The organism is Emticicia sp. MM, from assembly GCF_001649495.1.
The window spans coordinates 1-23,416 of sequence record NZ_LXHX01000089.1 but is presented as its reverse complement, the minus strand read 5'-3'; the positions used below and the strand labels follow the sequence as shown (position 1 = coordinate 23,416).

Annotated in this window: 18 protein-coding genes; 10 read left to right on the top strand and 8 right to left on the bottom strand. The window is 37.6% G+C overall.

Annotated features, from left to right (window positions below; translation table 11 throughout):
- Positions 1 to 281 precede the first annotated feature (281 nt).
- Positions 282 to 1,598 carry an adenosylhomocysteinase gene (gene ahcY / locus A6M55_RS10335; protein ID WP_015028557.1) on the top strand — a complete coding sequence of 439 codons (1,317 nt, stop codon included), beginning with the start codon at positions 282 to 284 and terminating at the stop codon, positions 1,596 to 1,598.
- 115 nt (positions 1,599 to 1,713) lie between these two features.
- On the opposite strand, the gene A6M55_RS10330 is transcribed toward ahcY, so the two are convergent.
- Both A6M55_RS10330 and A6M55_RS10325 read right to left on the bottom strand, forming a co-directional pair.
- On the bottom strand, positions 1,714 to 2,793 hold the full coding sequence (locus A6M55_RS10330; RefSeq protein WP_064197507.1) for a phosphotransferase family protein: 1,080 nt from the start codon (positions 2,791 to 2,793) through the stop codon (positions 1,714 to 1,716).
- A gap of 102 nt (positions 2,794 to 2,895) precedes the next feature.
- Positions 2,896 to 4,374 carry a DUF4301 family protein gene (locus tag A6M55_RS10325; RefSeq protein ID WP_064197506.1) on the bottom strand — a complete coding sequence of 493 codons (1,479 nt, stop codon included), beginning with the start codon at positions 4,372 to 4,374 and terminating at the stop codon, positions 2,896 to 2,898.
- A gap of 276 nt (positions 4,375 to 4,650) precedes the next feature.
- Here A6M55_RS10325 and A6M55_RS10320 point away from each other — a divergent pair, with 276 nt between their 5' ends.
- The 9 genes from A6M55_RS10320 to A6M55_RS10280 all read left to right on the top strand — a co-directional run bounded on the left by A6M55_RS10320 (position 4,651) and on the right by A6M55_RS10280 (position 15,327).
- Positions 4,651 to 5,901: a glutamate-5-semialdehyde dehydrogenase gene (locus tag A6M55_RS10320; protein ID WP_064197505.1), complete on the top strand. Its 1,251-nt coding sequence runs from the start codon at positions 4,651 to 4,653 to the stop codon at positions 5,899 to 5,901.
- Between the two features lie 333 nt (positions 5,902 to 6,234).
- Positions 6,235 to 7,881, top strand: a complete 1,647-nt coding sequence (glgP, locus tag A6M55_RS10315; RefSeq protein WP_064197504.1) for an alpha-glucan family phosphorylase — start codon at positions 6,235 to 6,237, stop codon at positions 7,879 to 7,881.
- 85 nt (positions 7,882 to 7,966) lie between these two features.
- Positions 7,967 to 8,809, top strand: coding sequence for a helix-turn-helix transcriptional regulator (locus A6M55_RS10310; RefSeq protein WP_064197503.1), 843 nt, complete (start codon positions 7,967 to 7,969; stop codon positions 8,807 to 8,809).
- Positions 8,810 to 8,896: 87 nt separating this feature from the next.
- Positions 8,897 to 9,559 carry a transposase gene (locus A6M55_RS10305; RefSeq protein WP_064197502.1) on the top strand — a complete coding sequence of 221 codons (663 nt, stop codon included), beginning with the start codon at positions 8,897 to 8,899 and terminating at the stop codon, positions 9,557 to 9,559.
- 86 nt (positions 9,560 to 9,645) lie between these two features.
- Positions 9,646 to 11,046, top strand: coding sequence for a 3-isopropylmalate dehydratase large subunit (leuC, locus tag A6M55_RS10300; RefSeq protein ID WP_015028550.1), 1,401 nt, complete (start codon positions 9,646 to 9,648; stop codon positions 11,044 to 11,046).
- Between the two features lie 102 nt (positions 11,047 to 11,148).
- Positions 11,149 to 11,745: a 3-isopropylmalate dehydratase small subunit gene (leuD, locus tag A6M55_RS10295; RefSeq protein WP_015028549.1), complete on the top strand. Its 597-nt coding sequence runs from the start codon at positions 11,149 to 11,151 to the stop codon at positions 11,743 to 11,745.
- 74 nt (positions 11,746 to 11,819) lie between these two features.
- Positions 11,820 to 13,379: an alpha-isopropylmalate synthase regulatory domain-containing protein gene (locus A6M55_RS10290; protein WP_015028548.1), complete on the top strand. Its 1,560-nt coding sequence runs from the start codon at positions 11,820 to 11,822 to the stop codon at positions 13,377 to 13,379.
- Positions 13,380 to 13,503: 124 nt separating this feature from the next.
- On the top strand, positions 13,504 to 14,574 hold the full coding sequence (leuB, locus tag A6M55_RS10285; RefSeq protein WP_015028547.1) for a 3-isopropylmalate dehydrogenase: 1,071 nt from the start codon (positions 13,504 to 13,506) through the stop codon (positions 14,572 to 14,574).
- Between the two features lie 150 nt (positions 14,575 to 14,724).
- Positions 14,725 to 15,327: an OmpH family outer membrane protein gene (locus A6M55_RS10280; protein WP_015028546.1), complete on the top strand. Its 603-nt coding sequence runs from the start codon at positions 14,725 to 14,727 to the stop codon at positions 15,325 to 15,327.
- A gap of 70 nt (positions 15,328 to 15,397) precedes the next feature.
- Here the strand turns inward: A6M55_RS10280 and A6M55_RS10275 are convergent, their stop codons facing one another.
- From A6M55_RS10275 to A6M55_RS17455, 6 genes are all read right to left on the bottom strand, one after another.
- Positions 15,398 to 16,810: a lipopolysaccharide assembly protein LapB gene (locus A6M55_RS10275; protein WP_064197501.1), complete on the bottom strand. Its 1,413-nt coding sequence runs from the start codon at positions 16,808 to 16,810 to the stop codon at positions 15,398 to 15,400.
- Positions 16,811 to 17,035: 225 nt separating this feature from the next.
- Entirely contained in the window at positions 17,036 to 18,046 is a 1,011-nt protein-coding gene (locus A6M55_RS10270; protein WP_015028544.1) for an NAD-dependent epimerase/dehydratase family protein, read from the bottom strand.
- Between the two features lie 132 nt (positions 18,047 to 18,178).
- Positions 18,179 to 19,645 (bottom strand): IMP dehydrogenase, encoded by a 1,467-nt coding sequence (guaB, locus tag A6M55_RS10265; RefSeq protein ID WP_015028543.1) that lies wholly within the window; start codon positions 19,643 to 19,645, stop codon positions 18,179 to 18,181.
- 145 nt (positions 19,646 to 19,790) lie between these two features.
- Positions 19,791 to 21,131, bottom strand: a complete 1,341-nt coding sequence (locus tag A6M55_RS10260) for a TolC family protein (RefSeq protein ID WP_015028542.1) — start codon at positions 21,129 to 21,131, stop codon at positions 19,791 to 19,793.
- Positions 21,132 to 21,187: 56 nt separating this feature from the next.
- Entirely contained in the window at positions 21,188 to 21,856 is a 669-nt protein-coding gene (locus tag A6M55_RS10255) for an ABC transporter ATP-binding protein (protein WP_015028541.1), read from the bottom strand.
- A 27-nt stretch (positions 21,857 to 21,883) separates the two neighbouring features.
- Positions 21,884 to 23,416: DUF5916 domain-containing protein (locus A6M55_RS17455; RefSeq protein WP_229235507.1), on the bottom strand; the 1,533-nt coding region annotated here is incomplete at its 5' end.

The following is a 23,416-nucleotide window of genomic DNA, read 5'->3' as shown; positions in this document are numbered from 1 at the left end:
TAGGAATAGTGGTGTGTTTTGTCCGAAAAATATCCAGTAAAATAAAATCTTAAACACGTTCAAAAATGAAATAGTGTCAGTTGCAGAAGATAATTTGAGCCGTCTCAAATCATAATTCGAATCAAATTCAATAGTAAAACCTTCGATTGAGTTAACTTTTATTAAATAAAAATTATCCAAAATATGTTGATACGGCAAATAATTTATCTTAATTTTGTTGAAAATTTAGAAAAAGCAACTAAATAAAGAAATTTCTAAGGATAATTTAACTTATATTAATAATGTCAACAGCAACAAAAACTTATCTCCCTTATAAGGTAAAAGATATTTCCCTTGCCGACTGGGGTCGCAAAGAAATTAAATTAGCAGAAGCCGAAATGCCAGGTTTAATGGCCATCCGTGCTGAGTATGGTCCATCAAAACCATTAGCTGGAGCAAGAGTAGCTGGTTGTTTACACATGACAATCCAAACGGCGGTTCTTATCGAAACCCTTGTGGAGTTAGGTGCTGAAGTAACTTGGTCATCATGTAATATTTTCTCTACACAAGACCACGCTGCTGCTGCTATTGCTGCTGCGGGTATTCAAGTGTATGCTTGGAAAGGCCAAACAGCTGAAGAATTTGACTGGTGTATTGAACAAACTTTATTCTTTGGTGAAGAACAAAAGCCATTGAATATGATTTTGGATGACGGTGGTGACCTTACGAATATGGTTTTTGATGTTTATCCTGACCTAATCCCGGGTATCAAAGGTTTATCAGAAGAAACAACAACTGGTGTACACCGTTTATACGAGCGTATGAAAAACGGTACATTGCATTTACCAGCTATCAATGTTAATGACTCTGTAACGAAATCTAAATTCGATAATAAATACGGTTGTAAAGAATCGTTAGTTGATGCGATTCGTCGTGCAACTGATGTAATGATGGCCGGAAAAGTTGCTGCTGTTGCTGGTTATGGTGATGTAGGTAAAGGTTCGGCAGAGTCGCTTCGTGGTGCTGGTTGCCGTGTTTTAGTGACAGAAATCGACCCAATTTGTGCTTTACAAGCTGCAATGGATGGTTTTGAAGTAGTAACAATGGATGAAGCTGTAACTCGTGCAAATATCTTCGTAACTGCTACAGGTAATGTAAACATCATCCGTGACCGTCACTTCAAAGCTATGCGTGATAAAGCTATCGTTTGTAACATTGGTCACTTCGATAATGAAATTGATATGGCATGGTTGAATAAAAACTATGGTCACACAAAATCTACTATCAAACCACAAGTTGATATGTATGAAGTTGATGGAAAAGAAATCATTATATTGGCTGAAGGACGCTTAGTAAACTTAGGTTGTGCAATGGGTCACCCATCATTCGTGATGTCATGTTCATTCTCAAACCAAACTTTGGCTCAAATCGAACTTTGGAATAATCCAGAGAAATATGAGAAAAAAGTTTACGTTCTTCCTAAGCAATTAGATGAGAAAGTAGCAGCTTTCCATTTAGCTCACGTTGGTGCTAAATTAGATAAATTGGATGAAGAACAAGCAGCTTACATTGGTGTAAGTGTGGAAGGTCCATTCAAAGCTGAAATGTATCGTTATTAATCAAATGAAGTCATAAGAATCTAATATTCTTGACTGATTGATGATAAAATATTAAACCCGCCCAGTTATAAAATAGCTGGGCGGGTTTGTTTTTATAGTCAAAGCAATAAAAATATTACATCATCTCCCCACTTTCTATTGATTTGATGGCTTTTCTAGATAGAGCTTTCACCCCAAAAATTAAATCTGCAAAACGTGGGTCTTTGGTTAGCCCTTTTTTATATCGACTATAAATCTGCTGAATTACCACTGAATTTTTAAATAGACCAAAAACGTAGAAATAAAGAATATTTGATACATCTCGACCACTTTTTTCGGCATAACGCTCAGCAAATGCTTGGCGAGTAAGGTTTCCTTCTACCCACGAAAGATTAAATGTTTTTTCAAAATCGCCATCATTGGCTTCAGCCCAGTAAGAAAGGGTTGTACCCAAATCCATGAGTGGGTCGCCCACAGTTGTCATTTCCCAATCCAAAACCGCAATGATTTCTGATAAATTATTAGCGTTGAGTACTACATTATCATACTTATAATCATTGTGAATGAGTGTGGGTTTGCCTTCGGTTGGTAGGTTTTCTTTGAGCCAGATAGCTAAGGTATCCATAGCCACAATTTCGTCAGTCTGTGAAGCCAAATAACGCTTGTGCCAGCCTTCTACTTGTCGTTGAATATAGCCTTCGGGTTTACCAATGCCAATCAAACCAGTTGCTTCAATATCAATGGCATGCAAGGCAGCTAAATTATCACACAATGCTTCCGAGAGTTTCCGCATTTCTGTAGGGGCAACGGTACTCATCAATTTGGGAGCATCTTTGGCTCGTAAAATAATACCTTGTACGCGTTCCATGATATAAAACGGGCACTCCATTACCGATTCGTCATCCGAAAAAATTATCGGTTTCGGAACCTTATTGTAACCTATTGATTTAATAGCCGTAAGAATCTTATACTCACGGGCCATGTCATGCCCACCTTTGATATCTTTCGCCCCAACCGGTGGGCGACGCAAAACATATTCTTGGTTAGTGGTTTTTAAGAAATACGTCAGATTTGAGTATCCTCCCGGGAACTGCGAAACCTCTATAATTTCCTCAAAATCAGGCATTTGAGATTTGATAAAGCCATTTAGCTTTACCAAATCTAATTCTTCTCCTTGTCTGACACTCGTAGGTGTATCTATTTTTAATGAAGACATTTGTTTATCAATGGTCATTTTCGTGTGGTGTTCTGCTACACGGTCAATAGAATTTTTTATTCAATCTCATTCTCAATTCTACATTCTCAATTCTTCATTGAATTACTGATGTTCAGTTCTTAATAAATCGTTTACTGTTTTCACAGGGTTGAATGTAATCAACGGAACCTCTACAAATAGTGTATTCCAATCGGCCATAGCTCCATTCCATAAGCCGGGCAATTCTTGTGCTTTTAAGTCTTTCCCACTTTGTGATTTTTGAGTAATAAATCCAGTTTTAGGGTCACGGAACTCTAAAAGGTTAAACTTATTACCTTTGTAATCTTTCAAAGTACAAATCAAATCAACAGGATTGAAGTGAGTAGCACCATCAAAAATTTCTTTTTGTTCAGGGCTTGCTAAATCAATCTGAGCAGATTCAACAACTTGAAGTGAGCAAGAACCATCGGCATTTTCAGCCCAGAAAGGCCCACCACCCGGTTCGCCTACGTTTTTCACCATTCCGCAAGCACGTAGCGGTCGATTGAGTTTCGTACGGCAATAGGTTTTACGCTCTTCGAAAGTATAATCATCATATCCTTCAGGGAATTCTACACATAAATCAAACTCAATGAAATCTTCAATTTCTTCTACATCCTCTTCTTTCAAATCTGCTCCGTCCATCATGCTTAAATAAGCAAAAACAGCTTGCTGATAACTCAAAACTAAGCTTGCCAAGGCTTTTTTGTAGATAATGGTTTGTTCTTTGAGAGAATCAGGCACTACATTATCAATATTTTTAATGAAAACCACATCCGCATCTTGGTCGTTGAGATTTTCGAGTAATGCCCCATGTCCTGCGGGACGGAAAAGCAAATCGCCATTACCAGTACGGAAAGGCGTATTATCAAGATTTACAGCAATTGTATCGGTTGATGGTTTTTGTTCTGAGAAACTAATATCATATTTTACATCATATTTTGCTTCATAATCGGCCAAAACGGCATCAATTAAAGCAGTAAATTTGCTTCTGTGCTCAGGCGAAACTGTAAAATGAAGATTCACTTTACCACCAGCATTAGCATATTTTGCTCCTTCAACTAAATGTTCTTCGGCAGGCGTACGTGTAAATCCATCGTATTTATGAAATTCTAACAGACCTTTTGGTAAGCTACCATAGTCGAGGCCATCGGGTGTAAGTAAATATTTCAAAACAGTCTTGTGGTCAGCCGACTCACTTCCGATACTTTTTATCAGACTTTTGTAAAAAGCAAATTCTTCGAGGCGTTCTAAAACTTCATTAGCCGATTTATCGATTTTGTTTTCTTCTAAGGCCGCAAAAAGCGATTTAAACATACGTGACGCGGCACCTGAGGCAGGTACAAACTTGAGCAGTTTTTTGCCAAAGATTTGGTCGTCGAAATCTTGTGCTAATTGTTTAGCTTTTTCATCGCCAAGCTGAATGATGCCATCATCAATCGTGGCGGCTCTAACAACATTCAGAAAAGGGAAGCCAGTTTTAAAATGCTCGATTTGCTCTTCAATCGTTTCTACTTTGGCCCCGCGGGCGGCAATCTGGTTAAGGTCTTTTTCGCTAAACATAAAATAAAGTTGAATTTAATAGTCCACAATCAGTCGTCTATCAGGTATGTAAATAATTGATTGTTAGATATTTGTTAAAACAATTATCATTTTCTTGGTTCATTGGCTACTTTATTTTTATGATAGTAGCTGTTTAAAACGTAATTTTACGAAAAATTAAAATCAAGGCAATGTTTTTAGCTTGATTAATTAAAGTAATTTAGTCAATGGCAAATAGTTACAGTCTATAACGTATCATCGACTGTTGTCTCTGGGCTGTTGGACTTCCCAAAAATCATGGATTCAATCGTTTCTCTTTTACACCAAACCCAGCAGGCTTCGTCAGCAGTACGCCGCCTATCTGATACACAACGCAGCGAATTACTCAATGAATTAGCAAGATTAGTTGAGCAATCAAAAGAGTTAATAATGGCCGAAAATCAGAAGGATTTAGACTTAATGGATAAATCTGACCCTAAATACGACCGTCTGTTACTGACCGAAAGTCGTATTCAAGGCTTAGCTGATTCACTAAGAGAAGTAGCTGTTTTACCAGATCCAACAGGAGAAATTTTGTTGGAAAGAAACCTCGAAAATGGCTTAAAAATCAAGAAAATAGCCGTTCCGATGGGTGTGGTTGGCGTTATTTATGAGTCACGACCAAACGTAACTATTGATGTAGCCTCGCTTTGCTTACGCTCAGGAAATGCTTGTGTTTTGAAGGGTGGAAAAGAAGCTTATTTTTCAAATCAATGCTTGGTTGGTTTAATTCATCAAATTTTAGCGAAATTTGGTGTAGCCAATGAAGCTGTATTGCTATTACCAACTGACCGCAAATTTACCGAGGAATTACTCAAGGCTACGCGTTTTGTTGATATTATTATTCCTCGTGGTTCGGATTCACTCATTCAATACGTTCGACAAAATTCATTAATTCCTACCATCGAAACTGGAGCGGGAGTAGTGCATACATATGTAGAATCAAATGCCGATTTATCAAAAGCCAAAGAAATTATCGTTAATGCTCGTGTTTCTCGCCCGTCGGTTTGTAACTCTTTAGATTGTGCAATCGTAGATGAAGCGATTATCGAGCAATTTTTGCCAATGTTGGTGGAAGATTTCAAAAAGTGGAATGTGGGAGTTTATGCCGATGAAAAATCTTATGCTGTTTTTGAAAAAATTGCTTACGAAAATCTACACCACGCTCAGCCCGAGGATTTTGGCCGTGAATGGTTAGACTACAAAATTACGATTAAAACTGTAAGTGGTTTCGATGAAGCATTAGCTCATATACAAGCCTATTCTTCTCGCCACTCGGAAGCTATTCTAACAAATAATCAAACACTTGCCGAACGCTTTTTGGCTGAAGTAGATGCTGCCGCGGTTTACCACAATGCTTCTACTCGCTTCACAGATGGTGGGCAATTTGGTTTAGGGGCAGAAATTGGCATTTCTACGCAAAAATTACATGCTCGTGGCCCGTTCGCTCTCGAAAAACTCGTAACCGAAAAATGGGTTGTTGTGGGTGATGGACAAGTGAGATGGTAGCTTCGGCTTCGCTCAGCTACCGTTATCCCCAATAATAGCTCGCTGGGATTACTAAAAATCACTGGCTGAAATTACAAAAAATCACTCACTGACATTACAAAAAATCACTGACTGACATTCTCAATAATTGCTGGCTGATATTACCAATAATCACTGGCTGATATTACAAAAAAACGCTCGCTGGCATTACAAAAAATCACTGGCTGACATTACCAATAATAGCTCGCTGGCATTACAAAAAATCGGTGGCTGAGCGAAGCCGAAGCCCGATTTTTTGAGGTTTAATTCAGAAAATTATCTACATTTGTCATAGAAAATATAACCTATGATACAATGAAAAATCTACCTGAGCAATTCGCTCATCCTTATTCCTTTGCCCCAAAGTTTAAAAAATCAGCTGTTTATTTTTCAATGGAGTTTGCCATCGACCAAGCTCTCAAGACCTATTCAGGTGGTTTGGGCTTCTTGGCGGGTTCGCACATGCGTAGTGCATACCAATTGAAACAAAACCTTGTAGGTATTGGTATTTTGTGGAAATATGGCTACTACGACCAAGTGCGTAATACCGATAATAGTATGGACGTACAGTTTCGAGAGAAAATGTACAGTTTCTTGCAAGATACGGGCGTAAAATTCCAAATCAATGTTCAGAATCGAGTGGTTTGGGTAGCGGCTTATTTCTTACCACCCACAACTTTTGGTACTGTGCCTATGTTTTTTCTTACTACAGATACCGATGGTAATGATACTTGGGCTCGTTCGCTTTCATACCGACTCTATGATGCCGATGCCTCTATTAAAGTGGCACAATGCATGATTTTAGGATTAGGTGGTTGCAAGTTTTTAGATAAGATCAATTACGAACCCGATGTTTATCATTTCAATGAAGCTCATGCAGTTTCGGGGGTATTTCATTTATACAAAAAATTTGGTAGTGTTTCAGAAATAAAGAAACGTTTGGTTTTTACTACTCATACACCTGAAGAAGCTGGTAATGAAAAACACGACATTAATATGCTTGAATCCTTGAATTTCTTCGATGGTGTTCCGCTAAATGAAGTGCGTAAGATTACGGGTATTACTGATAATATCTTCAACCACTCTTTGGTAGCTTTGCGTTTAAGTCGAAAAGCCAATGCTGTTTCAAAATTACACGGGGAGGTTTCTCGTAAAATGTGGGGAGGATACAAAGATATTTGCGAAATTACGCACGTAACCAATGCTCAAAATAACCTCTACTGGGCTGACCCAATTTTAGATACGGCTCGAAAAAAGGGTGATATCGAAACAATTGTTTCACGTAAGAAGGAACTAAAGGAAGTACTCTTCAAAACGGTAGCCGACCAAGCTGGAAAATTATTCAAGCCAGAAGTTTTCACCATTATTTGGGCCAGAAGATTTGCAGCTTACAAACGCCCAGATTTACTCACCAGAGACCGTGAGCGTTTTGAAAGAATAATGAAAAACACCAAATATCCTATACAGTTTATTTGGGCAGGCAAACCTTATCCGTTTGATGGTGGGGCTATCAATATTTTCAATCAACTTTATTATTTGAGCCATTTATACCCAAATATGGCGGTGCTTACGGGCCATGAACTTAGCATATCGAAACTTATTAAAGATGGCTCCGATGTTTGGCTAAATACGCCTATTGTCACACGTGAGGCATCTGGCACAAGTGGCATGACAGCTGCTATGAATGGTTCTTTGAATTTTTCAACTTTTGATGGTTGGATTTGTGAGTTTGCCAACGAAAACAATGCTTTCGTAGTGGAAGAAGCTCCACACTCGCCTGATTGGGAAAGAGACAGAGTAGATATACATAATATGCTTGATATGCTCGAAAATAAAATTTTACCTATGTATTATGATCAACCAGAACAATGGCAAAAAATGGTTTTGCAAAGTATGAATGATGTAAATGCTTTCTTTGATGCCGACCGAATGGCAACAGAATATTATGAGAAGGTTTATTGATGAAGTATATACAAAACCCTCTCACCAACGAGAGGGTTTTTATTTAAAATACTATTATCTTTAAGACAGAATTAATGTATAAAATATGCTTCGTGTTCCTTCTTCTATAAGTCCGAAAGAATTTGAATCATTGCAGATTCAAGACATGACTTTCGTGGCTTATCGAAATAATATTTATCCTTCAAAAAACGAAATATTTTTCGAAGAACACGCCATCATTTATGTGCTCGAAGGTGAAAAAAAGTTTATTTCTCCTACGCAAGACATTCACGTACAGAAAGGTCAGATTTTATTTTTTCAACGTGGATGTTACTCAATGAATGAATCGATTGATGTCAATTACCGAAGTTTGGTTTTTTTCTTTCCCGAAAAACTATTGAAAGAGTTCGTAGGGCAAAATCTTAGTTTATTTGAAGATTTAACCGAAAATGCAATCGAACAAATTTTGAGTTTAGAAAGCAGCGAAAACTTCGATAAATTTGTTGATTCACTCATTCCGTTTTTCAGTACACGTACTAAACTCATGAATCAATTTCTGAAGCTAAAATTCAATGAATTAATGCTTCATTTAATTGAGCTTGATCCTACCCATCAATTTCGACAAACACTCTTTAATATTTACCAAGGGCAAAAGTTAGACTTAGCCTATTTTCTCGAAAACTACTATCTCAAGCCACTCTCAATTGCCGAACTGGCACAGATTTCTGGCAGAAGTCTCTCGGCATTTAAACGAGACTTCGAACAACAATTTCATACTTCTCCAGCCGCATGGATTAAAAATAAAAGGTTAGAGTATGCTTACTTTCTTCTTCAAAATTCACCCAAGAATGTTTCAGAGATTAGCCTCGAAATAGGTTACGAAAGTGTCTCGCATTTTATCAAAGCATTCAAAGAAAAATACGGTTTTACGCCCAATAAAATCAATTAAACCAAAAACGTTATTTTTTGGTCGTATTTCGTTAATCATTATTAGGTTATTATACTCAATTTTGTATCGCCTATTCCACACATACCTATGGCGGACAAATTTCAAAAAAAATATCGCATTCCTTCGGCAAGGCATCCCCACTGGGATTACGGCACAAATGGGGCGTATTTCATTACGATTTGTACAAAAAACCGACAATATTTTTTAGGGGAGTGTGAAAAAGGTAAAATGGGACTTTCGACCGTTGGTGCGATTGTGCAGGGCTTTTGGTATGAAATTCCCAAACATTTTCCATTTATTGAATTGGGTGAATTTATTGTGATGCCTAATCATATTCATGGAATTTTGATTTTGAATAAAAATGGTATGGATGAAAATATCATTAAGCCTAATGATAAAATTGACCCCATCGACCCCGTAGAGACAGGGCAATATGTAGAGACAGGGCATTGCCCTGTCTCTACCGACGAAAACATTTCAACCAATAAAACCATAGGTCAAAAACGATTTCGAAATCAAGGTAAAAACACGATTTCATCAATTATTGGTTCGTATAAATCTATTTGTACTAAACATATTCATAAGGCATTTCCACTAATGAATTTTGAATGGCAAACTCGTTTTTGGGATAATATTATACGTGATGACGAGGCATTTAATACCATTAGCCAATATATTATTAATAATCCTTTAAATTGGAAAGAGGATAGAATGTTTGGAGAGGAAACCGATAATTTAAATCCTGTATAGAGACACCCGTGTAGAGACAGGGCAATGCCCTGTCTCTACGGCGAAAAAACAAAAAACAAAATCGCATTAAAACAATTAAAATCAATATGTCAGCACCAAAAACATTATTTGACAAAGTATGGGATGCACACGTTGTTCGTAATATCGAAGACGGTCCCGATGTTTTATTTATCGACCGCCACTTCATTCACGAAGTAACAAGCCCGGTTGCGTTTTTAGGCCTCGAAAGTCGTGGAATCGGTGTACTTTACCCTAACCGTACATTTGCTACGGCTGACCACAATACACCAACTATCAACCAACACTTGCCAGTACAAGACCCACTTTCGGCAAATCAGTTGAAAGCACTCGAAACCAATGCTAATAAATATGGTATTTCGCACTGGGGCTTAGGTCATCAAAAAAATGGTATCGTACACGTAGTAGGGCCAGAAAATGGTATTACACTTCCGGGTATGACAATCGTTTGTGGAGACTCGCATACTTCTACTCATGGTGCATTTGGTGCAATTGCTTTTGGTATCGGTACATCAGAAGTAGAGATGGTTCTTTCTTCGCAATGTATCATGCAGCCAAAACCAAAGAAAATGCGTGTAACTATCAATGGTAAATTAGGAAAAGGAGTATTACCAAAAGATGTAACGCTTTTCATTATCTCTAAACTTTCGGCAGCGGGTGCTACTGGCTATTTCTGTGAATATGCTGGTGAAGTTTTTGAAAATATGACTATGGAAGGTCGTATGACGGTTTGTAATATGTCGATCGAAATGGGTGCGAGAGGAGGTATGGTTGCTCCTGACGAAACTACTTTTGCTTATATCAATGGCCGTGAACAAGCTCCAAAAGGCGAGGCATGGGATAAAGCATTGGCATACTGGAAAACACTTAAAACTGACGAAGGTGCTACTTTCGATATCGAATATACTTTCGATGCCTCTGAAATTGAGCCACAGATTACTTATGGTACAAACCCTGGTTTAGGAACAGGTATTTCGAAAAATATCCCTACAGCTGCTGAAGTATTAGACGGTGCCGCTTCTTATGCTAAATCGTTGAGCTATATGGGTTTTGCTGAAAATGAGCAAATCATCGGCAAACCAATCGACTACGTTTTCTTGGGTAGCTGTACAAACGGTCGTATCGAAGATTTCCGTGCATTTGCGTCGGTCGTGAAAGGCCGCAAGAAAGCCGATAACGTAACAGCGTGGTTAGTACCGGGCTCGCATATTGTTGAAAGCCAAATCAAAGAAGAAGGTATCTTAGATATTCTTACTGATGCTGGCTTCACACTTCGCCAACCAGGGTGTTCGGCATGTTTGGCTATGAACGACGATAAAATTCCTGCAGGAAAATACGCCGTTTCTACTTCAAACCGAAACTTTGAAGGTCGTCAAGGGCCTGGCTCACGTACACTCTTAGCTTCTCCATTGGTAGCTGCGGCGGCGGCTGTAACAGGTAAAGTTACTGACCCAAGAGAGCTTTTATAATCAAATTCTAAAGTTCACCACTAACGAACACTAAAGTATAAGTTTTCAGTAAGAGACTAAATATGTGGTTGTGTATCTAAGTGGTAAAAAATATTCTAAAAAATGGCATACGATAAATTTACAGTACTTAAAAGCACCGCAGTTCCGATGCCCATCGAAAATGTGGATACAGACCAAATCATTCCTGCTCGTTTCTTGAAAGCGACGAGCCGTGTAGATTTTGATAAAAACCTATTCAGAGACTGGCGTTATAACGCTGATGATACACCAAAAGCTGATTTCGTATTGAATAATCCTATTTATTCAGGCAAAATCCTTGTAGGTGGTCGTAACTTTGGTAGTGGTTCAAGCCGTGAGCATGCTGCATGGGCTATCTACGATTATGGTTTTCGTTGCGTAATTTCAAGCTTCTTTGCTGATATTTTTAAAGGAAACTCTCTTAATATTGGTATTCTTCCAGTACAGGTTAGTCCAGAATTTTTACATAAAATATTTTCTGCTATTGAAGCCGACCCAAATACTGAACTTGAAGTAAACCTTCCAGAACAAAAAGTGACTATTTTGGCAACTGGCGAGTCTGAAGGTTTCAGTATCAACGGTTACAAGAAAAATAACCTAATGAATGGCTATGATGATATTGATTATCTTCAAGCTATGAAGGCCGATATTGCTGCATTTGCAGAAAAGAGTCTTTACTAAAAAGCCATTAGCTTTTAAATTAGGCTTTTAGCTGATTTTTAAAGGCTTTTGCTTATCATAAATGATATATCCTTATGAAAATGGCTTCAAAAGAAGACACCAATAGTCAACAGCAAATAGCAAAACGCAATCTTGAAATAATGGATACAACACTCCGCGATGGCGAACAAACCAGCGGAGTATCTTTTTCGGCTTCTGAAAAATTAGCCATCGCACAGATGCTGCTTACTGAAGTAAAAGTCGATAGAATCGAGGTTGCTTCGGCTCGTGTCTCTGAAGGAGAATTATTGGCAGTACAGAAAATCACAAATTGGGCAAAAGAACATCATTTGCTCGATAAAGTAGAAGTTTTAACTTTTGTTGATGGTGAAGCGTCGGTTAATTGGATGCTACAAGCGGGTGCCAAGGTAATGAATTTGCTTACAAAAGGCTCATTAAACCATCTAATACACCAATTAAAGAAAACACCTGAGCAACATTTCGCTGAAATCGAACAAGTGATTTCTTTGGCACAATCGAAAGGTATTGATGCCAATGTTTACTTAGAAGATTGGAGTAATGGTATGCGAAATTCGAGAGAATATGTTTTTCAATTCTTCGATTTTCTGAGTACTCAACCTATCAAGCGAATCTTGCTACCTGATACATTGGGCGTACTTACCCCATACGAAACCTACGAATACATTAAGGCAATCGTTGAGCGTTATCCGAATCAACATTTCGATTTTCACGCTCATAATGATTATGACCTAAGCGTAGCAAACGTAATGGAGGCTATCCGTGCAGGCGTACATGGCCTGCACCTAACCGTTAATGGAATGGGTGAGCGTACGGGCAACGCTCCATTATCGAGTACGATAGCCGTTATCAACGACTTCATGCCAGAAGTAAAAACACGGGTTGTTGAAAAATCGCTCTACACCGTTAGTAAAGTTGTTGAATCGTTTTCTGGTTTTGGAATTCCAGTAAATAAGCCAGTTATTGGCGAAAATGTTTTTACACAAACTGCTGGAATTCACGCCGATGGAGATAATAAAAACAATCTTTACTTCAACGATTTAATGCCCGAGCGTTTCGGACGTATAAGAAAGTATGCTTTAGGGAAAACATCTGGTAAAGCCAATATCGAAAAAAACCTACAAGAAATAGGTATTTCACTTTCGCCTGAAGAGGTAAAGAAAGTTACCCAACGCATTATCGAATTAGGTGATAGAAAAGAGGTTGTCACGAAGGAAGACCTCCCATATATTATCTCTGACGTATTGGATAGTGAAATGGTGGCTGAGAAAGTACACGTACTAAACTACGTAATGACACATTCGAAGAACCTTCGCCCTTCGGCTACCTTAATGGTGAAAATCGAAGAAGAGGTATTCGAAGAAAGTGCTCAAGGCGATGGCCAGTACGATGCCTTTATGAATGCCTTGAAGAAGATTTATAAGAAAAAACAGGTCGATTTACCATTTCTTACTGACTATGCCGTAAGGATTCCTCCGGGTGGAAAAACCGATGCTCTTTGTGAAACAATTATCAGTTGGGAATTCAATGGTAAAACTTTCAAAACTCGAGGTTTAGATTCAGACCAAACGGTTTCGGCCATCAAAGCCACTCAAAAGATGTTGAATTTGATTTAATTTCAATTTATCAAAGTTTATCATTAGTTTATACCATTAAAGTATTTATTTTAAAATGGAATAAAATTTATCCTTTGATTACTACCAACCGTGGTATTCTAAGTGATAAAAATTAAATAAAATCATGAAAAAACATATCTTAATCGTCCCAGGTGACGGAATTGGACAGGAAGTAACTGCCGTAGGTAAAAAAGTAGTAGAAAAAATCGCTGCGAAATTCGGCCATGAATTTACTTACGATGAAGCTCTTATTGGTCACGCTGCTATCGAAGCAACTGGCGACCCGCTTCCAGAAGAAACACTTGTAAAAATGAAAGCCTCTGATGCCATTTTATTTGGTGCAGTGGGCCACCCAAAATACGACAATGACCCTTCGGCTAAGGTTCGCCCAGAGCAAGGTTTATTGAAAATGCGTAAAGAATTAGGCCTTTATGCTAACCTTCGCCCAATCAAACTTTTTGATGAACTTTTAGAAGCCTCAAGCATTAAGCCAGAGCTTTTGAAAGGAGCTGATATTCTTTTCTTCCGTGAGCTAACAGGTGATGTTTACTTCGGAAAACGTGAGCGTATCGACGAAGGAAATACTGCTTATGATACCATGATTTATTCAAAATACGAAGTTGAGCGTATCGCACGTAAAGCATTCGATGCTGCCATGACTCGTGGAAAAAGATTGATGTCGGTTGATAAAGCAAACGTTCTTGAAAGCAGCCGTTTGTGGCGTGAGGTGGTGCTTGAAGTAGCTAAAGACTACCCAGAAGTACAACTCGAGCACCAATTTGTTGATGCCGCAGCCATGCTCCTTATCAAAGACCCACGTAAATTTGATGTGGTAGTAACGGGTAACCTTTTTGGTGATATTCTTACTGACGAAGCTTCTCAAATTGCAGGTTCGATGGGAATGTTAGCATCTGCTTCGGTTGGCGATAGTACTGGTGTTTATGAACCAATTCACGGTTCGGCACACGATATCACTGGCAAAGGAGTAGCCAATCCTTTGGCATCAGTTTTATCAGCAGCATTAATGCTTGATATTTCGTTTGGATTAAAAGCTGAATCTGAAGCAATTATTACGGCAGTAGATGCTACTTTAAAAGCAGGTTTCCGTACAAGAGATATTGCTGATGCAAATACACCAGCCGATATGATTCTAGGAACAGAAGCCATGGGCGAGCAAATTTTATCTAAATTATAATACGTTTTCGGGCGTAGATAATGATAAATCTACAATGGCACATCTTTTAAAGGTGTGCCATTGTTTTTTATGAAAGGGTTTTGCAACTCTTTTGTGTTATTAGAAAGAAATAATCTGTATTTTTGATTAAAATATCACCAAATTTAAAAAATGAAAAAAACAGTACTCGTTGCTATTATATTACTATTCAGCCAGTTAGGCTTCTCTCAAGCGTCAAAACCTGCAACCAAAACATCTCCTAAGCCAGCCGTACAAGGTATAAAACTAGCTTATGTTTATGAAGATTATATCTTACAGAACCTAAAGGAAACAAAGAATCTGCAAGCAGAGTTAGCCTCAAAAAGAGTTTCTTTCGAAACAAAATTAGAACAAAAAGCTAAAGTTTATCAAGAAGAATATGCCATCTATCAAGCAATGATGAAAGATGTAACCAACCTTACAACCGATTCACTTAATGCTAAACTCAAAAAAGTACAAAACTTAAAAAAGGAGGCTGAAGATTTTCAAGCAAATTCACAGGCTGAGTTACAAAAATTAGCCCAAGATAAATTCTTCGATATTCGAGAGAAAACCAATGCCGCAATCAAAGCAGTAGCAGCCGAAAAAGGTTACAAATTTGTATTTAGAAGAAATATGGATGCTAGCAGTGGTGAATCAAATATAACCATGCTGTATTCAGCAGATAATGGCAAAGATGACCTAACTGATGCAGTTTTAATAAAGATGGGCACAGTTCCGCCAAAAAAAGATTAAAAGAAGTTGCCTACAATCAATGAGGCTTCAAAAATCAAATGGCTCGAATTTAGTTCGAGCCATTTTCTTATTATTTATATTGTTCAATGATTCTGAATAATGCCTTTTGAGTATCTAAATTCGGGAAGAAATCATAAATCTGCGTATGGGCATCATAGTCCAAAATTAATCCAGTTTCAAGATATTTATAGGCTTCGTTATAGCTACCATCAAAAATCAAATAAGCAGCTGCTCGATAAAATAAATCGGCATCATCTGGCATTTCGCTTATCCCATCATATACAATCTCGAATGCTTTTCCGTATTGTCCTTGTTCGAAAAACAATAATGACCAATTTAACCAAATATCTGGATTCAGAGGGTCTATTGCAATAGCTTGGGTATATGCTTCATTACTCGAAAGGAAATTACCCAATTTCGACTCAGTATCTCCTAAAAGCAACCAATAGTCGGCATTAGCTTCATTGAGTTTAATCGCTTTTTGTGTAAAGTGAATACTTTCTAACCACCTCTCCTGTTCGTATAAAGCCGAACCCATACCAAACCAAGCATCATCCCATGCTTCATCTAAGTTTGCTGCTTCTCGGTAGTTTTTATAAGCTTCGTCGTATTGTTCAAGTTTTTCGTAAGCGGCACCTAAATGGGTGAATACTTCTGCCGTTGGCGTTTCATATTTCAATACATTGATATAACATTCTTTGGCATCAATAAAGTTATTGAGATTCATGTAAGCATGGGCCAAATTGAACCAACCTGAAGCAAAATTCTCTTTTACCGTCACAGCATAATCATAAGCAAAAGCTGCATCTTTATGTTTACCTAAACGGCTATACAACATTCCTAATGCAAACCACGCAAAGTGAGAATAAGGGTCGTTATCAACAAGTTCTTTGAAATAATCTATATTTTCAGCCAATTTATTGGCTTGCTCTAAACAAAAAACCAATTCATAAAAAGCTACTTCTTCTTGAAACTTAAGTTTAATTGCTTTTTTATAAAAATGTGCTGCCTCTTCAAACTTTTGCCAATTTTGGTAGGTTTGTGCAAGTTGAAAATAAACTGTTTCTTTTTCATCCGATAGCAAAAGAGACTCACGAAAATACTCAACTGCTTCTTCATAATTACCCATGAGATTACAAATAATCCCCCTCATGTAAGTAATTTCATTATTATTTGGATTAAAAGTTGCAGCCAAATCTAAAACTTCCATCGCTTCATCAAACTGCTCATAATTGGCATGTAACTGTACTTTATCAAGAAGAAGTTCGAGTGAATATGGGTATTGCTGCAACCCTATACGGCATGCTTTCATCGCCATATCCCACTTGCTATTATTCAAGTAGTATTCTGACAATTGTTCATAGGTCTCCTCATCGAAGAAAACTGCTTCTTTGCTTTTAAGCATTTCTTCAAAACGTTCGGCCGATGCTTTTACATCTGCGTCATCAAAACCATCGAATCTGTCACTGAATTCGTGTTGCATCTAGAATTTTTTACACTCAAAAGGTTCAAGTAGTCCAGCCTTTGGACCTTAGCGTTTATTGGTAATATTGTTGTATTTCTCATAAAGGTTTGCTAAATACTATTAATCAGTAATAGCTACCACTCAATAAAATTCACAAAAACAACGATTAAATGTAAATATTATTTATTAAATGTCAATAGTTTTCTGTAAATAAAAGTTCTTTTGGTGAAAGTCAAATGATTTTTACCCTTTGTGTAATTTCTCCTTTTGTAGAAAATTGACTACTCGACTAATCGTTTCATCAATGGGAGTAAAGCTAAAATTAATGGCTTTCTGAATCTTCTCATTTTTATAAGCAAATTTCGTGCGAGAGTTATGTGCAGTTTCTTTTGTAATAAGTGGGGCCTTTTTTGTGATGAATGCTCTTATAGCTTCTATACGCCAAAGGAGTTCAATTGCAAACGGGGATAAAGTCTTTGAAGGGGCTTTTTTACCAAAATTAGCGGCTATTTTATTGAAAAACTCACGATATGTGAGTGTTCCTCCGTTGAGAATGAAGCGTTCTCCTTGAATATTTGAGCTCGTAAGTTGGAAAATTGCCTCAACTACATCCTTTACATCTACATAGTTGAAGTTGCCGTTGGTATAATATTTGTTCTCATCATAAACATACTTAAATAGTTGCGTGCTACTTTTGTGCCAATCTCCTTCACCCAAAATAATAGAAGGATTTACTACCAACACCGCAAGCCCTTCGGCTTCTCCACGCCACACTTCAAGTTCGCCTTCAAACTTCGACTTTGCATAATTAGAGTTCAGCGGAGAATCTTCCCATTTTTGTTTTTCATCAATCACGCCCCCATAGATTTTTTCTGAAGCAGAAGTCGGCCTTCCCAATGCTGCAATCGAACTTATGTAACAAAGTTTCTTAACTTTTTTCTCCAAACAAATATTTACCACATTTGCAGTTCCTTCCACATTTACCTTAAACATCTGATTGCGGTCTTTGGGTGCAAAAGAAACTAATGCGGCAGTATGAACGACAAAGTCTTGATTTTCGAGTGCTTTTTCGAGTGAAAAAATATCTAAAACATCACCTTCAATAATGCTGATTTTATAAAAAATATCCTCTAATAATGACAAATCACTTCCTGCACGACACAAGGCAGAAACCTGATAACCCGCTTCTACAAATCGGCGAGTAGTAGCACTACCTACTAAGCCATTGGCACCTGTAATAAGAACTCGATTCATGCGTTAAATCTTTATGAAGAAATATCAATAAAGAACGCAGATTTCTATGACTTCGGCTGATAAACTATGATTCTACAATCATAATGAATCGGTGTAATCGTAAAAATCTGCGTTCTATTACTATACAAAAAATTATCTCGAATAGTTTGGAGCTTCTCTTGTAATTTGAATATCGTGAGGGTGACTTTCTTTAATACCCGCAGCTGTAATTTTCACAAATTTAGCTTGTTGGAGTCCTTTGATATCGCCAGCACCACAATAGCCCATACCAGCTTTCAAACCGCCTACCATTTGGTAGATAATCTCAGCAGCACGACCTTTAAATGGTACACGACCTACAATTCCTTCTGGAACAAGTTTCTTGATATCATCTTCTGCATCTTGGAAATAGCGGTCTTTCGAACCATCTTCCATAGCTTCTAATGAACCCATTCCACGATAGGTTTTAAATTTACGTCCTTCATAAATAACCATTTCACCCGGTGCTTCTTCAGTTCCTGCTAAAAGCGAACCAATCATGATTGTGCTTGCTCCTGCTGCAATGGCTTTTACGATATCGCCAGAGAAACGAATACCACCATCGGCAATCACTGGAACACCATATTTAGAAGCCGCTTTGGCAGATTCATAAACAGCCGAAAGCTGCGGCATTCCAATACCCGCAATAATACGGGTTGTACAAATACTACCTGGGCCTACTCCAACTTTAATAGCATCGGCACCTGCTTTAGAAAGTGCCTCGGCAGCATCGTAAGTAGCAATATTTCCTACGATAACATCAATTTTTGGGAAAGCCGCTTTGATACGTTTGAGAGTATCTATTACCCCTTTTGAATGGCCGTGTGCGGTATCAATACTTACCACATCTACGCCCGCTTTAATCAAGGCTTCTACACGAGCTTCAATATCTGGCGTTACGCCAACGGCAGCACCTGCAATTAAACGACCCCAACTATCTTTAGCAGCATTCGGGCGGTCTTTTTTCTTTAAAATATCTCGGTACGTAATCAAACCAATGATTCGGTTTTCTTTATCTACAATCGGAAGTTTTTCGATTTTATAATTACGTAAAATTTCCTCTGCTTCAGCCAAACCGGCTCCTTCGTGGCCAACAATCAGATTATCTTTGGTCATTACCTCAGTAATCGACTTATTTTGGTCAGTTTGGAAACGCAAATCACGATTAGTGATGATACCTTTTAACTTATTGTTTTCATCAATAATTGGAATACCGCCAATCTTAAACTCTTTCATGCTACGAAGGGCATCGCCAACGGTTGCAGTTTCTGGAAGTGTAACTGGGTCGATAATCATGCCGCTTTCTGAGCGTTTTACTTTACGCACCTGCTCAGCTTGCTGCTGGATGGTCATGTTTTTGTGAATAAATCCAATACCACCCTCTTGTGCCATTGCCACTGCCATTTCGAATTCGGTAACGGTATCCATTGCCGCCGAAATAAGTGGAATGTTTAATTGAATATTCTTAGTTAAAAATGTTTTAGTTTGCGTATCTCGTGGAAGTACCTCTGAGTAAGCTGGAACGAGCAGAACGTCGTCGTAGGTGAGTGCTTCGTAAAGCAACTTTGAAGAGTCTAACATAGCAAATAATTTCGTTTACTTATTTGCCGAACAAAATTACGGAAAATATTTCAAATCGGCAATTTTCTACGAAAAATTTAATTTTTAGGTAATGTTAGAAAGTAGTTCACAGAATGTTTGAGGAAACATTCTGTGAACTGTAAAACTACTCAATTCTCCATTCGCCGTTGCGATAGAAGTCTAGGATTTTCTTTTGTAATAAAAACTCATATTTGGCTTGAACGAGGTTTGATTTCGCTCTATCAAAGTTAGTTTTTGCCAGCATGTATTCTAAATAATTAACTGTTCCTGCATTGATTCGGCTTTCTACAGCCTTGATATTTTGCTCCAAAATACTTACTTGATTGGTGGCTACTTTATAACGCTCAGAAGCTGCTGAAAGTAATTGATGAGATTGCTCAATTGCCTGACGAAGCTGTAACTTAACAATATTTAATTGATTTTGGCTCAACTGCTTTTGCACCTTTACCGCTGATACACGTGGAGCGTTTTGTAAGCGGCCCAAAATTGGAATACTGACATTTAAACTTAACGAACCACTGCGAGTGCCATTGAGTTGGGTAAAGTAGTTTTCTGATTTATTTGATGAGGAATAAAAAGTGCCATAGCCACCCGATAAACTTACTTGCGGAAGATTATTTGCTTGAGTTGCTTTTAACTGACTATCGAAACTTTTTAAGCGGAGTTCGCCTGCTTTAATCTCAGGAAAATTATTGGCTGCTTGTTCGAATATATTTTCAATGCCCTGTAAATCAACATTATACACCAAAGCATCGTCTTTGAGGGCTTCAAAAGTAGCAATGCTATTGGGTGGTTGATTCATTAATTGAAAAAGTGTTAGCTTAGCTGATTTATTGTTGTTTTGGGCAGTAACCAACGCAAATTCATCATTCACTAATTGTGATTGTACTTGAAAAAGTTCAGTCTGTCCCACTACGCCTGCTGTAACTTGCTTGTTTACTCGTTCGACCTGAGCTTTGGCAGTTTCAACTTGATTTTTGCTTACTTCCAATAATTCTTGTGTTGCTAATACTTGCAAATACGCTTGAAGCACCCCAATGATGGTGCGGTTTTTTACGGCTTCAATATTTTTGGCTCCGGCATCACGTAATAATTCATTTTGACGAACTTGGTTTTTTATCTGAAACCCATTATAAAGCAACATAGACGCTTGTAAAGTAAAAAAGTTTGTGGTGTAAACTTGCTCAATGTAGGAGTTTGTAAAACGGTCAATACTGCGGCCAACTCGCACATCTTGCCCTGTACCAAAACCAATTTGTGGATACATCGACGATTTAGCACGAGTAAGTTCTACATGGGCACTTTCGCCCAAAATCTGACTCTCTCGATACGTAAGATTATTTTTTATGGCAATATCTACACATTCTTTTAGTGAAAGTGCCTGCCCAAATACCAAGTTTTCAAAGCTACATTGGGCAAATAAAAGTATACTAATTAGCGAAGTTTTTAATAAAATATTTTTCATAAATACTAGAAATTATAAGCGTTCATCAAAAAAAGATTGCAATTCTCCTCCTAAGATTAAGGTGCATCTATCCAACCATCTTTTAATCTTATAATTCTATTTCCATATTCGGCATTAACTTCGGAATGGGTTACTTGTACGATAGTTACCCCATCTTTTTGGTTCAATTCACGAAATAACTCCATAATTTGTTGAGCTTGCTCAGAGTGAAGATTTCCAGTTGGCTCATCGGCAAAGATAATTTTAGGTTCGGCAACAATTGCTCTGGCAATACCCACAAGTTGTTGCTGCCCACCCGAAAGTTGCGACGGGAAAAGGTCTTTTTTTGCTACGATATTAAAGCGGTCGAGTACATCAGCCACTCGGCTTTTACGCTCTGACGAAGACTGCCCTTTATAAAGAAGTGGTGTTTCGATGTTTTCATACACTGTAAGTTCATCAATTAAATGATAGGCCTGAAAAACAAAACCAATGCTACTACGATGTAGCTCGGTGCGTTTCTTTTCGGAAAGCTTCTGAACCGATGTTTCTTCTAATAAATATTCTCCTTCTGAGGCTTCTTCGAGTAATCCTAAGATATGAAGAAGGGTTGATTTTCCCGACCCTGAAGGCCCCATGATTGAAACAAATTCTCCTTGATTGATATCAAGATTAATGTTTCTTAGCACATATGTTTTGCCAAATCCTGCGGGATAATACTTAGAAATATTTCGTAGTTGAATCATTGGTTTTGTTTACTGGTCTATTGCCATCTACATCTTTTGCTTCAACTGCAAATAATCGAGAAAATAGATGACTTTTATTGATAAATTATTATTCTGATCGCTTTGTAAGGTATTTTGGAAGTTTTCAAAGTAACGTGTATTGGCAATATCTGAACTCATAAAGCCCGCATCTTTCCAAACTACATTCAAGAAACTTCCGGGGGCAAACTGCCAAGTATAAACCATGTCAATATTAAAGTAATTTACATTTCGGTTATACTTTTCTGTCAAGCCCGTTTTGGTACTTAAAGAGCCATCTTTATTGAGCGAATAAAACTCTTTGTTATCTACTACACTTACGTAATGTCGGGCTCTAAATGTTAGTCCCATTTTATTGGTAAAACTATACTTAAGATTCAATACATTATCGACAGTGCTTACCTTTCTAACGGCAAATAGAATATCATTTTCGCTCAATGTTGTTGTATACCCTAAACTTCTTGGACGAGGCATGAAGCCAATTTGGTGTTCGATCGAAAACTTACTATTGAAACGATATTTCTGACTCAATGAAATATCTGTTCCGCTTAGGTTGTAAAAATTCAAGAAAATACGCTCAAAAAACTCTGCACTTACTGAGTACTTCTTGGCCGCATTTGTTTCTATCCAACTACCAAACGCCACACTTTTTCCACGTTTATACACATGTCCCATGGTACGAGGCTCATAGAAATCATTCTGAGCTGGATTAAAGTTGGCAAACATACCAAACCAAATCAATTTCTTCGTTTGGGCATTCAGGTTGAAGTTGATACGAGCATTTTGGTATTTACTTTTTATATCACCAATTGGAGCATATAAATTACTCAAACCTCCATTAATATTAAAGAAAAGTCGGTTATACCAACCTTTGGGCTCTGTATAACGGTAGCCCACATAAAAATTATGATTGATGAAGTTATTATTGGTAAAATACCCCAAATCATTGCTGGTATACTTAGTATCAGTAAGCGATTGCGAAACATTAAAATTAAAACGTCCACTGGTTTTACCGACACTCAATGTATGGCTATATCCTAAAGAATTTTCACTATCGGGAGTTTTATATTTCAGGTAACTCGTCGAAGCATTTCCCGAAATATTATAAGTGTTTTTCTTATCATTAAAACTAAAAAGTGCGGCACTTACATTAGCATTATAATCATTTCCACCTCTTGTAACATTAGTATTGATAAAACTTACACTCGAATTATGCTTGAAAGTTTGGTCAAGTACGAAAAGATTATAATTCGTAGTAGGATTGGTTTGAAACTTACGAATTTCACCAGTTTCGATATTCTCAATAGTAGCATATTGAGCTTGCGTGATGGCGTTTAAAACCCCAACTCCTAAACCATTTTTAGTTCGCCCCGATATTTTAGAAGCATTAATTAACTTTGCTTCTGTAGGATTTTTCAACATTGTTTCATTTGATTTTACATCGTCATAAGCATCATAAAGATGAATAGGCGTGCCACCAATACGGCGAGAATAAAACAAATTCCCTTTGTTGAAAAGCTCAGTACCTTCCGTAAAAAAAGA